Annotated in this window: 11 protein-coding genes; 7 read left to right on the forward strand and 4 right to left on the reverse strand. The window is 72.4% G+C overall.

All coding sequences use genetic code 11. The features are described 5' to 3' along the window. Positions 1–44: 44 nt before the first annotated feature. Entirely contained in the window at positions 45–794 is a 750-nt protein-coding gene (locus tag ACSNN8_RS17060) for an ABC transporter ATP-binding protein (RefSeq protein WP_436650175.1), read from the reverse strand. Continuing rightward, on the reverse strand, positions 791–1,954 hold the full coding sequence (locus tag ACSNN8_RS17065; RefSeq protein ID WP_436650176.1) for an ABC transporter substrate-binding protein: 1,164 nt from the start codon (positions 1,952–1,954) through the stop codon (positions 791–793). The genes ACSNN8_RS17060 and ACSNN8_RS17065 overlap by 4 nt, the downstream gene beginning before the upstream one ends. 416 nt (positions 1,955–2,370) lie before the next feature. Between ACSNN8_RS17065 and ACSNN8_RS17070 the strand changes: the two genes are divergently transcribed. The 4 genes from ACSNN8_RS17070 to ACSNN8_RS17085 are packed head-to-tail and all read left to right on the forward strand — an operon-like array spanning position 2,371 to position 6,756. Then, a complete protein-coding gene (locus tag ACSNN8_RS17070) occupies positions 2,371–5,358 on the forward strand; it encodes a nitrate- and nitrite sensing domain-containing protein (RefSeq protein WP_436650177.1) in 2,988 nt (995 codons plus the stop codon). Then, positions 5,355–5,762 (forward strand): roadblock/LC7 domain-containing protein, encoded by a 408-nt coding sequence (locus tag ACSNN8_RS17075; protein WP_436650178.1) that lies wholly within the window; start codon positions 5,355–5,357, stop codon positions 5,760–5,762. Before ACSNN8_RS17070 ends, ACSNN8_RS17075 begins: the two co-directional genes overlap by 4 nt. A 30-nt stretch (positions 5,763–5,792) precedes the next feature. Next, positions 5,793–6,155, forward strand: a complete 363-nt coding sequence (locus tag ACSNN8_RS17080; protein WP_436650179.1) for a DUF742 domain-containing protein — start codon at positions 5,793–5,795, stop codon at positions 6,153–6,155. Beyond that, the gene (locus tag ACSNN8_RS17085) at positions 6,136–6,756 is read left to right on the forward strand and encodes a GTP-binding protein (RefSeq protein ID WP_436650180.1); all 621 of its coding nucleotides are present in this window, start codon (positions 6,136–6,138) and stop codon (positions 6,754–6,756) included. Before ACSNN8_RS17080 ends, ACSNN8_RS17085 begins: the two co-directional genes overlap by 20 nt. A 27-nt stretch (positions 6,757–6,783) precedes the next feature. Here the strand turns inward: ACSNN8_RS17085 and ACSNN8_RS17090 are convergent, their stop codons facing one another. After that, positions 6,784–7,929, reverse strand: a complete 1,146-nt coding sequence (locus ACSNN8_RS17090; protein WP_436650181.1) for a uroporphyrinogen-III synthase — start codon at positions 7,927–7,929, stop codon at positions 6,784–6,786. 644 nt (positions 7,930–8,573) lie between these two features. Between ACSNN8_RS17090 and rplM the strand changes: the two genes are divergently transcribed. The 3 genes from rplM to glmM all read left to right on the forward strand — a co-directional run bounded on the left by rplM (position 8,574) and on the right by glmM (position 11,042). Further along, on the forward strand, positions 8,574–9,017 hold the full coding sequence (gene rplM, locus ACSNN8_RS17095; protein ID WP_133873190.1) for a 50S ribosomal protein L13: 444 nt from the start codon (positions 8,574–8,576) through the stop codon (positions 9,015–9,017). Positions 9,018–9,037: 20 nt separating this feature from the next. After that, positions 9,038–9,565 (forward strand): 30S ribosomal protein S9, encoded by a 528-nt coding sequence (rpsI, locus tag ACSNN8_RS17100; RefSeq protein ID WP_436650182.1) that lies wholly within the window; start codon positions 9,038–9,040, stop codon positions 9,563–9,565. A 124-nt stretch (positions 9,566–9,689) separates the two neighbouring features. Further along, entirely contained in the window at positions 9,690–11,042 is a 1,353-nt protein-coding gene (gene glmM / locus ACSNN8_RS17105) for a phosphoglucosamine mutase (protein WP_436650183.1), read from the forward strand. Here glmM and ACSNN8_RS17110 read toward each other — a convergent pair. Continuing rightward, positions 11,028–12,182 carry a pyridoxal phosphate-dependent aminotransferase gene (locus ACSNN8_RS17110; protein ID WP_436650743.1) on the reverse strand — a complete coding sequence of 385 codons (1,155 nt, stop codon included), beginning with the start codon at positions 12,180–12,182 and terminating at the stop codon, positions 11,028–11,030. The two genes, glmM and ACSNN8_RS17110, sit on opposite strands and share 15 nt — an antisense overlap. Position 12,183 lies beyond the last annotated feature (1 nt).

Raw genomic sequence — 12,183 nt, forward strand, 5'->3', positions numbered from 1 at the left:
GGATTCTTAAAATCCCGCTCAGCTATTCATACGGTCAGTGATGGTCAGGCCATCAAAAGATCATGGAGCAGGGCGCTGCAGCGGGCCACCTCGTCGGAGTGCGCCGTACGGCCGAGCGTGCGCGGCCGCGGGATGCGTACGTCGACGATCTCGCGGACCCGGCCGGGACGCGGGCTGAGCACGACCACGCGGTCGGCCAGCAGCACGGCCTCGTCGATGGAGTGGGTGACGAACACGGTGGTCGCCTCCTGCTCCATGTGGATGCGCTGCAGCTCGATCGACAGCTCCTCACGGATCAGCGGGTCGAGCGCGGAGAACGGCTCGTCCATCAGCATCACCTGGGGGCGGCCGATCAGCGCCCGGCACAGGGCCACGCGCTGCTGCATGCCGCCGGAGAGCTCGTGCGGCAGCCGCTTCTCGAAGCCGGTCAGCCCGGTCACGGCCAGCAGCTCGTGCGCGCGGTCGCGGTAATGCGCCTTGCGCCAGCCGAAGATCTGTACGGGCAGCAGCACGTTGTCGAGCACCGACCGCCACGGCAGCAGGGCCGGGCGCTGGAACATCATCGCCACGTCACGGCGCGGCTTGACCACCGGTTCGCCGCCCACCTCGACGCGGCCCCCGGTGGGCGGCAGCAGGCCCGCGATCAGCCGCAGCAGCGTCGACTTGCCGCAGCCCGAGCGGCCCACGACGGCCACGAACTCGCCGTCGGCGACCTCGAGGCTGACGTCGCGCAGGGCCTCCACGGTGCCCGAGCGGCCGCTGAACGACCGGGACACCCGGTCGACCCGGATCATGACGCGAGCCGCCAGCGGCCGCTGCGGGCGACCAGCATGGTCAGCGCCTGCGGCATCAGCCCTGAGTGGTTGTCGGGGGTGAGCCGGATCGGGCCGGACAGCCCGTCGACCTGGGACGTCTCGACGATCTCGCGGATCCGCGCGCGGTCGGCGCCGACCCGGGCCACCGCGTCGGCGACCAGGTCGACGGCGTCCGCGGCGAACGAGGCGACGCCCGAGTAGCTGCCGTACCGGGACGTGTAGTCGCGGAACCACTGCTTGCGGGAGGACTTCGCCGGGGTCGTCGCGATCACGTCGTCGATCGCGAGGATCTGGGTGAAGACCATCGTGGCGTTGTCCGTGGCCGTGGCGGCTTCTCGCGGGATGAACAGGTCGCTCGCGGCGGCCGCGTCGAAGTACAGGCGCTTGCCGAAGCCGGCGGCGCGGGCGCCGATCGCGGCCTGCTGGGCCACGTCGGGCGGCGTCAGCACGACGAGCGCGTCGGGGTCCGAGGCCACCAGCGACGCGACGGGCTGGCCGATGTCGCTCGCGGCCGGCTTGACCGCCCGGGCGGCCGACACGGTGATCCGGGCCGAGCGCAGGGCATCGGTGAGCGCCGCGCTCGCGTCCTTGCCGTACAGGTCGGTGGTGGACAGGATCGCGGTCCTCTTCACCCGTGCGCGGGTGAGTTCGCTCACGAGCGCGGCGGCGTTGTCGGCCGAGTTCGGGCCGAGCTTGAACACGTACTGCCGGGCCGCCACGGGGTTGGTGATCTCGTCGCTGGCGGCCAGCGCGATCGTCGGGAGCTTCTTGTCGTTGATCGTCTTGGCCGCGCCGACCACGCACGCGTCGCAGGCGCCGGTGATCACCGCGGCCACCGCCGGGTCGTCGGCGAACGTGCTGATGTTGCGCAGCGACGCGGTCGGGTCGTTGCGGTTGTCCTGTGTGCGCAGTCGCAGCTCACGGTCGCCGAGCTGCCCCGATGCGTTGATCTGCTCGATCCGCAGCTGCAGGGCGCGGGCGTACGCGGAGTCGACCGGCGACGAGTTGTCCAGGTCGGCTGCGATCACGACGACGTCGGCGCCGCCGGGGGCGGCGTCGTCGTCCGAGGAGCAGCCGGCCGCGCCGGCGAGAAGCATCGATGCCACGGCGGTTGCCGCGGTGATGCGGGGGAGCCGCACTGCGGTGCCTCCTATGGGGGCGGGAAGGCAGGAGCGCCGGCACCATCGTGGCCCGCCGGCGGGCACGCCGACACGGACAGCATGTCCGTTCGATCGCGCCAAACCTTGCCAACGTGAGAGCCACTGGTCAAGCGGCACACCATCGATGGAACGAGACGCGTGTCTCACATAATGGTTGGAATCTTGAGGGTGGGCAGTGATCGGATCGTCACGGAATGTCGCGTGGAGGATATTCGTGCACGTCAAAGCTTCGTGAATGTCGAGAGTGGAACTGAAGGGAATGCTTGCAGTCGGACAGGGAGTTCGTTTCCGGGTGTTTCCAGACTTCCCAAATGGACTGGCGTTCTGATGAAATTCCCGGGCCGCGCGAGGTTTTGCGGGCGAAGAGACACGGGGATGACCACGGAGGAGAAGTCGTGAGCACCGGATCTTCGACCCAGGTGACGCGCCGTGGTGTCCTTCCCCGCCTGCGGGACGCGCGGATCCGCGCGAAGCTCGCCCTCATCCTCGTGGTCCCGTTGGTCGCCGTGATCGCGCTGGCCACCGTCCGTCTCGTCGACGTCGGCCGCCGCGCCGCCGACGCCGGACGGGTCGAGCAGTTGACCAAGCTGGAGACCGACGTCTCGTCGCTCACCCAGCTCCTGCACGTCGAGCGCATGGCCGCCGCGGCGTACCTCGGCGACTCCCGGAGCGACCCCGCGGTGACCGAGGCGCGCACCGGCGCCTACCAGGCGGCGGTACGGGCGAGCGACGCGCAGATCCAGGTCTACCGCGCCGGCCGCGCCGACGTCGGCAACCCTCCGGGCGCGGTCCTGGACCGGCTCAACCGCATCGACGACCACCTCCGGACGATGGACGCCACCCGTACGGCCGTCGGCGACCGCAACGGCATCGCCGTCGCCGAGGCGGTCTCCCGCTACAGCGTGGTGATCACCGACCTCGTTGCCTACGGCGAGGCGATCAGCCAGTTCGCCGGCGACGGTGACATCGCCGACCGGCTGCGCGCGATCGCGGCCTTCGCCCGCGCCAAGGCCGGCACCGCCGAGCAGGAAGCGGTCTCGTACGCCGCCCGGGTCACCGGCGACCTGAGCGCCGAGCAGCGCACCGCCTTCATCGCGACGCAGACCAGCCAGCAGGAGGCGCTGCTCGCCTTCTCGCTCGTCGCGGACCCGGGGCAGCGCGCGCTCGTCGACAACGTGGTCAGCGGCGACGCCGTCAACCTGGTCGACGGCGTGTCCTCGCGGCTGGCCCGGGCCGGCAGCGGCGGCACGGTGCTGCCCGACGAGATCACCCAGTCGTTCGGCGCGGTGGTCGACCTGATGCGCTGGGCCGAGCAGGAACTCGAGAGCGACGTCGTCGATCAGGCGTCCGCCGACCGCGACGCCGTCGTACGGCAGGCGGCGATCGAGTCGGCGCTGGTCGTGCTCGTGCTGATCGTGGCCGTGGTGCTCGCGGTCATCCTGGCCCGCTCGCTCAACATGGCGCTGCGCCGGCTGCGCGAGGGCGCCCTCGCGGTGGCCAACCGCGACCTGCCGGACGCCGTGGCGCGGCTGCGCGACGCCCGCAACCTCGGCGAGGGCGGCGCGGACGACATCGTCCGGCAGGTCCGCGACCCGATCAAGCTGCCCAACCGCGACGAGATCGGCCAGGTCGCCCAGGCGTTCAACGTCGTGCACCGCGAGGCGGTCCGCGTCGCCGCCGAACAGGCCGCGCTGCGCACCAGCGTCTCGACCATGTTCCTCAACCTCGCCCGGCGCAGCCAGTCGCTGGTCGACCGGATGATCGGCGAGCTCGACCAGATCGAGCGCACCGAGGAGGACCCCAAGCGGCTGGCGCAGCTGTTCGAGCTCGACCACCTGGCCACCCGGATGCGCCGCAACGACGAGAACCTGCTCGTGCTCGCCGGCGCCGACTCCAGCGCCCCGCGCCGCGAGGACGCGCTGCTGGTCGACGCGCTGCGCGCCGCGCAGTCCGAGGTGGAGCTCTACAACCGCGTCGAGTTCGGCACGGTCGACACGGACATCTCGATCGCCGCGCTCGCGGTCAATGACGTGGTGCGCCTGGTCGCGGAGCTGCTCGACAACGCCACCCGCTTCTCGCCGCCCACCACGATCGTGGTCGCCGACGGACGCCGGATCCGCGACTACGTGGTGATCCAGGTCGAGGACCGCGGGCTGGGCATGTCCGAGGAGCAGATGGACCAGCTCAACCGCCGGCTGGCCGAGCCGCCGGGCGTCGACGTGGCCGCGTTCCGCCTGATGGGCCTCGCCGTGGTGGGCCGGCTCGCCGCGCGCTACGGCATCCGCGTCGAGCTGCGGGCCAACCTCGAGGGCGGCACCGTCGCGCAGGTGACCCTGCCGAGCAGCATCGTGGTGCTGCCGAGCCGGCGCCTCGACCCGCCCGCACGGCCGCAGGAAGTGAGCACGGCCCCGTACGGCGGGGGCTGGGACGCGCGGGCGGGCCGGTCGGCCACCGCGACGCTGCCGGCGATCGCGCCGGACTCGTGGCAGGAGCCGGCCCCGCCGCCGCAGGGTGCGCACCCGCAGCTGCCGATGTTCCCGTCGCAGCGGCCGCCGTCCGACCCGGACGTACAGCCGACGCCGAACCGGCCGCCGCTGCCGACGCGGGTCTCGAAGACGATCGACGCCACCAACAGCGGCGCGACCATGAACGGGTTCGCCGCCGCGACCCCGGCGCCGTCGGCAGCGCCGCCCGTGATCTCGGCGCCGCCGGTCGTCTCGGCGCCGCCGGTCGCCTCCGTGCCGCCCGCTCCGACCGGCAGCAGCTGGGGGGCCGCGCTCGCCGCGACGCCCCCGATTCCGGCGCCCCCGGTCAGCCCGGCGCCCGAGCAGCGCGGCGACTCCCCGATCTTCGTGCAGATGCAGCAGAGCTGGTTCCGCAACCACGAGGGGTCGGGCCAGGAGGAGTGGGGGATGCCGACAGCTGGTTACGCACCGCCGCCCAACGGCTCGGCCAAGCCCGCCGCACAGCCTGCTCCCGCTCCGGCTCCGGTCCCGCCGAAGGCCCCGGCCTCCGTCCCCGTGAACCCGCCCGCCAAGGCCGCCGCGCCGGTTGCGGCGGACACCGGGCACAATGGACCGTCGGTGCCGAAACCGCGCGCTGCCGCCGAGGACCGGTGGCGGACGGCGGCCGACGAGGGGTGGGTCAAGGCGATGGCGGCTGCGGAACCGGTCGACGCCGGCACGACGCGGTCGGGCCTGCCCAAGCGCGTCCCCCAGGCGCAGCTCGTGCCCGGAGGCGTGCAGCCCGGGCCCAGTACTCAGAACCGTCGCAGCCCCGACGAGGTCCGCGGACTCCTTTCCGCGTACCACCGGGGTGTGCAACGCGGCCGGACCGATGGCACCGCCGAGGCCGCCGCCCAGGCTAAGGAGAACCGACCGTGACCAGGCCCCCCACCATGCAGGACATGGGCTGGCTGCTCAACAACTTCCAGACCAGCGTCGCCGGCATCGCCCACGTCGTGGCGGTGTCCGCCGACGGTCTGCTGCTGGCGGCGTCGCGCGACCTGCCCGCCGACCGCGCCGACCAGCTCGCCGCCATCACGTCCGGTGTGGTCAGCCTGACCGACGGCGCGTCGCGCATGTTCAACGCGGGCGAGGTCCAGCAGACGATCATCGAGATGGACAGCGGCTACCTGTTCCTGATGTCCATCAGCGACGGCTCGTCGATGGCCGTGCTCGCCGCGCGCAGCTGCGACGTGGGACAGGTGGGCTACGAGATGGCGCTGCTGGTGGAACGGGTCGGCGCGTCGCTGTCGCCCGCGCCGCGCGAAGTTGTCAGTCACTAGCAGCCGGCTCGACGGAAGGGGGTGATCGCGGTGGGCCAGCCGGAGGACCCGAGAGGCAACCTGGTACGCCCGTACGCGGTCACCCGCGGACGCACCGAGCCGCGTCGGGACATCCCGATCGAGGCGGTCCTGGTCGCCAGCCAGGCCGGCCTGCAGGAGGCCCGGTTCGCCGGGCACGACAAATACCGCATCGCCGCCATGTGCGAGGCGAAGGCACAATCGCTGGCCGAGCTCTCGGCGCTGACCCGGCTGCCGCTGGGTGTGGCGCGGGTGCTGGTCGCCGACATGGTGGCCGACGGGCTGCTGTCGTTGCACAGCGCCGCTCCCCGAACCGGGTTCACGGAGCGGATGGATCTGCTGGAAAGGGTGTTGAGTGGACTTCGCAAGCTCTGAGCGGGCGGGGGCGCAACCCAGAGAGATCACCTCCGCGAAGATCGTCATCGCCGGGGGCTTCGGCGTGGGCAAGACGACGCTGGTCGGAGCGGTCTCCGAGATCGAGCCGCTGACCACCGAGGCCGTGATGACCTCGGCCGGCCAGGGGGTCGACGACGCGTCCAAGGTGCCCGGCAAGGGGACCACCACGGTGGCGATGGACTTCGGCCGCATCACGATGGCCGACGACCTGATCCTCTACCTTTTCGGCACGCCCGGGCAGACCCGCTTCTGGTTCATGTGGGACGAGCTGATCCGCGGCGCGGTGGGCGCGGCCGTGCTGGTCGACACCCGCCGGATCGCAGACGCGTTCGCGCCGCTGGACTACTTCGAGAACCGCCACCTGCCCTACCTGGTGGCGCTGAACTGCTTCGACGGCGCACCCCGGTACGAGCCGGACGAGGTGCGCGAGGCGCTGGCGATCCCGCCGCACGTGCCGCTGATCATGTGCGACGCCCGCCACCGCGACTCGGTCAAGCAGGTGCTCGTCAACGTGGTCGAACACGCGATGGCCACACTGGTCGCCGAGCAGAGCGGCGGCTACCCGGCGCCGGTCGGCTGATCGGCGCCTCCGCGCGTCGGCGGGCGGTCAGACGGGCAGGCGGTAGCCGCGCTTGACGACCGTCTGGATGACCCCGGGGGCGCTCAGGCCGGCTCGCAGGCGCGCGACGGCCATCTCGACGGCGTGCTCGTCGGCGCCCCTGGGCAGGGCGTGCAGGAGCGCCGCGCGTGACAGCACGCGGCCGGGTGTGGCTGCGAGGGCTCGCAGCACGGCCATGGGCGCGGGCGCCAGGGGACGCAGCTCGCCGTCGACTATCGCGGCGTGGCCGCGCAGGGTCAGGGAGTGACCGGCCACCTCGAGCGACACGGCACGCTGCGGCAGCTCGTCGACGATGGTGCGGACCAGGGCGCTCAGGCGGGCCCGGGAGGGCGCGACGACCGGCACGTCGTGGCGGCGCAGGGGAGCGGCGGTCACGGGGCCCACGCAGGCGGCCAGCACGTCGGTGCGGAAGGCGTCGAGCACCGCCTCGCAGGCCGGCCCGGCCGTGCGCAGCAGCGCCTGGACGGCCGGGGCCGTGGTGAAGGTGACCGCGTCGACCAGGTGGGCGGTGATCAGGTCGACCAGGCGGTGCAGGGGCGCGGGGTCGGTCGGCGGCGCCCACCGGTAGACGGGCACCTCGATCACGCGGGCGCCGGCCTGTTCGAGGGCCTCGGTGTATTCGGGCTGGCTCTCGCCGTGCAGCTGCATCGCCACGGTGAGACCGGCGATACCGCGGGCCCTGAGGTGGTCGAGCACCTCCTCGTAGCTCTCGCCCTCGGGGGACCACCGGTCGTGCAGGCCGGCGGAGCGTACGGCGGCTCGGGCCCTGGGGCCACGGGCGACGAGGTACGCCTCGGACAGCACCGCGCGCAGCGGCTCGGCGAGGCCCCAGCCCTCCGCGGCCTCGAGCCAGCCGCGCATGCCGATGCCGGTGCTGACCAGCACGATGTCGGGCGGGGTCTCGAGGCAGGCACGGGTCGCGGCCCGGAGCTCGGCGTCGTCGGCGATCGGCACGATGCGCAGCGCGGGGGCCAGGACCACCCGGGCGCCGCGGCCCTCGAGGAGGCCGGCCAGCTCGTCGCGGCGGCGGTCGGCGGTGACCCCGATCGTGTAGCCCGAGAGCGACGCGGCCGGCTGCGCGAGCGCCGCGGCCGTGATGACCGTCCGGCGCGTTCCCCCCGTGCGTTCGGTCATCCGGCCGTCGCCCCGGGCTGGGGGACGAGAAGTCGTGGCGCGGCCGTCCGGTCCACCGAAGGGCACGCTCGGAGCACGCCGTCCTCAGCGTCGACCCGCTCCCATGTCACGCCTGCGTTCTCCGCCGTACCTCCGGCCGGCGCGCGCCACGACTCCTCCTCGCCGGACCGGGAAGCCGGTCCAGCGGTCACCGTCAGGTCCGTCCTCAACCCTGACGGTGGCTTCTCCATAGTGCGTCCTGCCCGCACGCGGGAGCCACGCCGGGCCCACGTCGTCGGGGTGTCCGCACCATCGGCCATGTCCGAAGCGTGCCGTCGGCGAATTTCACCCCCGCGTCCCGATTGTTTCAAGCCTGCTAAGAGGCATCGACCTGTGACCTCCGCTACCCCGGATCCCGGCGTCGGGCGCGTCCCGAGGGGCGAGTATGCTGGACGGCGGTTATGTTTGGAGGTCGCGTCCGTGCGCTGGACGGGGCCACCGATCGTGTCGACCCTTGCACGTTTTGACCACGCGCCGCGCGGCCGGGTATTGTTGCCTGCTGTTGTGCGACAGCTGCGAGCCCGCCCTCCGAGGGTAGGCTTGATGTTCGCGATCGCTTGCGACCAGCGCGCGACCCCAGACCGACGACAAGACAAGGTAATTCTGTGCGTACGTACAGCCCGAAGCCGGGTGAGATCGAGCGTCAGTGGCACATTATCGACGCTTCTGACGTCGTTCTGGGCCGCCTGGCCACCCACACCGCGAACCTCCTGCGCGGCAAGCACAAGCCGACCTTCGCTCCGCATGTCGACACCGGCGACTTCGTGGTGATCATCAACGCCGGCAAGGTGGCCCTGACCGGCAACAAGCGGCAGACCAAGGTCGCCTACCGCCACTCGGGCTACCCGGGCGGCCTCAAGCAGGTCGGCTACGAGGAGCTGCTGAGCAAGCGCCCCGAGAAGGCGATCGAGCTGGCCGTCAAGGGCATGCTGCCGCACAACAAGCTCGCGCGGCAGATCATCAAGAAGCTCAAGGTCTACCCGGGCGCTGAGCACCCGCACGCCGCCCAGCAGCCCCAGCCGTTCGAAATCACCCAGATCGCGCAGTGAGCGCGGGAGAAGGCAGCAGCATGTCCGACATCATCGAGCCCGAGGTCGTCGAGACCGTCGAGGAGCCCGCTGAGACGGCCGTCGTCGTCGAGACGCCCGCTGAGACGGTCGTCGTCGTCGAGACGCCCGCGCCGGCCCCGGTCCGCGCCCCGCGTCCCGGTGACCGTCCGATCCAGACCGTCGGCCGCCGCAAGGAGGCCATCGTCCGGGTGCGCCTCGTGCCCGGCAGCGGCAAGATCACCTGCAACGGCCGCGACCTCGAGGCCTACTTCCCGAGCAAGGTGCACCAGCAGCTCATCCGTGAGCCGCTCGTGACCACGGAGCGGGAAGAGCAGTTCGACGTGATCGCGAACCTGCGTGGCGGTGGCATCACCGGCCAGGCCGGCGCGCTCCGCCTCGGCATCGCCCGGGCGCTCATCACGAACGAGCCCGACGACCGCCCCGCCCTCAAGAAGGCCGGCTTCCTCACCCGTGACGCCCGCGTCAAGGAGAGCAAGAAGTACGGTCTCAAGAAGGCCCGCAAGGCTCCGCAGTACTCGAAGCGCTGATTTTGCGCCGAGTCTGACACGGCCGGGACGTGCCCCTGGGTTTCACCAGGGGCCGCCCGGCCGTTTGCGTTCCCTCCCCTCAACGACGCACCCGGTCGCCGGCGACCGGCGAAAGGAAACCGCCATGGGGCGACTCTTCGGCACCGACGGCGTACGCGGGCTCGCGAACGGCGATCTGACTCCGGAGCTGGCACTCAGCGTGGCCGTCGCGGCCGCGCGCGTGCTGGTCGAGAGCGACAGCAGCCACCAGCCGCTGGCGATCGTCGGACGTGACCCGCGGGCGAGCGGCGAGATGCTGGAGGCGGCCGTGGTCGCCGGTCTGACCAGCGCGGGCGCCAACGTGGTGCGGGTCGGCGTGCTGCCCACCCCGGCCGTCGCCTACCTGGTCGGCCAGACCAACGCCGACCTCGGCGTGATGCTCTCGGCCTCGCACAACCCGATGCCGGACAACGGGATCAAGCTCTTCGCCGCGGGCGGCACCAAGCTGCCCGACGAGCTGGAGGAGCGGATCGAGCAGGCGATCGAGGACGGGCACGGGCTGGTCGGCCGCCCGACCGGCGCCGGCATCGGCCGCGTGCACGACCTGCTCGACGGCGCCGAGCACTACGTCAAGCACCTCGTGGGCTCCACCCCGCACCGCCTCGACGGCATCAAGGTCGTGGTGGACTGCGCGAACGGCGCGGCCAGCGAGGTCGCCCCGGTCGCGTACGAGGAGGCGGGCGCCGAGGTCATCGCGATCCACGCCGACCCGGACGGCCTGAACATCAACCTCGACTGCGGCTCGACCCACCTCGACAAGGTGCGCGACGCCGTGCTCGCCGAGGGCGCCGACCTGGGCCTGGCCCACGACGGCGACGCGGACCGCTGCCTGGCCGTGACGGCCGCGGGCGAGGTCGTGGACGGCGACCAGATCATGGCGATCCTGGCGCTGGCGATGCGCGACGCGGGGACGCTGACCGACGACACGCTGGTCGCGACCGTGATGAGCAACCTGGGGCTGCGGATTGCCATGAAGCAGTCCGGCGTCAAGCTGCTCGAGACCAAGGTCGGCGACCGGTACGTGCTCGAGGAGCTGAACGCGGGCGGGCTGGCGCTGGGCGGAGAGCAGAGCGGGCACATCGTGATGCCGCAGTACGCGACGACCGGCGACGGCGTGCTGACCGGCCTGCACCTGATGGCCCAGCTCGCGTCGAGCGGCAAGTCGCTGGCCGACCTCGCCGCGGTGGTGCACAAGCTGCCGCAGGTGCTGATCAACGTACGCGTCGGCAACCGCGAGGCGGGCGCGGCGGCCCCGGCGGTGCAGGCCGCGGTGGCGCTGGCCGAGAACGAGCTGGGCGAGACCGGCCGGGTGCTGCTGCGCCCGTCGGGCACCGAGCCGCTCGTCCGGGTGATGGTCGAGGCCGAGACCGAGGAGCAGGCCCGCGCCGTCGCCGAGCGGATCGCGGACGAGGTGCGCTCGGCGTCACCGGCCGCCTAGCTTCGTGAGGCGCTGGGCAGCCTCGTCGATCACGGCTTCGCGCTTGCAGAAGGCGAACCGGACGAGGTGGCTGCCCGCCGCCCGGTTGTCGTAGAAGACCTGGGTGGGCACGGCCACGACGCCGCACCGCCCGGGCAGCTCGCGGCAGAACGCGATGCCGTCGCTGCCACCCAGCGGGGTGATGTCGGCGGTGACGAAGTAGGTGCCCTCCGAGGGCAGCACGGCGAAGCCCGCCTCGGTCAGCCCGGCGGTCAGGCGGTCGCGGCGGGCCTGCAGCGCGTCACGGAAGCCGGCGAAGTAGCTGTCGGGCAGCGCCAGCGCGACGGCCACCGCCGGTTGCAGCGGGCCGGCGTTGACGAAGGTGAGGAACTGCTTCACCCGCGTCACGGCCGAGACCAGCGGGGCGGGCCCGGTGGCCCAGCCCACCTTCCACCCGGTGCACGAGAACGTCTTGCCGGCCGACGAGATGCGCAGCGTGCGCTCGCGCATGCCGGGCAGGCTCGCCAGCGGGACGTGCGGCTCGCTGCTGTCGGTGAAGACCAGGTGCTCGTACACCTCGTCGGTCACCGCCCAGGTGTCGTGCTCCTGGCACAGCGAGGCGATCAGGCCAAGCTCGGCGGCGGTGAACACCTTGCCGGTCGGGTTGTGCGGCGAGTTGAGCAGCACCAGGCGGGTGCGCGGGCCGAACGCGGCGCGCAGCTCGCCCTCGTCGAACGCGTACCTGCCGTCGGCGCCGGGCCGCAGGGTCACCGGGCGGCGGACGGCTCCGGCCAGGGTGATCGAGGCGGCGTACGAGTCGTAGTAGGGCTCGAACGTGACGACCTCGTCGCCGGGCTCGCAGAGCGCCAGGATCGCGGCCGCGATCGCCTCGGTGGCGCCCGCGGTGACGACCACCTCGGAGCCGGGGTCGCGGGCGAGGCCCCAGAACCGCTGCTCGTGCGCGGCGATGGCCTCGCGCAGGGCGGGGATGCCGGGCAGCGGCGGGTACTGGTTGGCGCCCTCCTGCAGGGCCCGCGCGGCGGCGGCCAGCATCTCGGCGGGCCCGTCGGTGTCGGGGAAGCCCTGCCCCAGGTTGATCGAGCCGGTGCGGGTCGCGAGGGCGGACATCTCGGTGAAGATCGTGGTGCCGAACGGGCGCATC

This window comes from Actinoplanes sp. URMC 104 (assembly GCF_051386375.1).
Classification (GTDB): Bacteria; Actinomycetota; Actinomycetes; order Mycobacteriales; family Micromonosporaceae; genus Actinoplanes.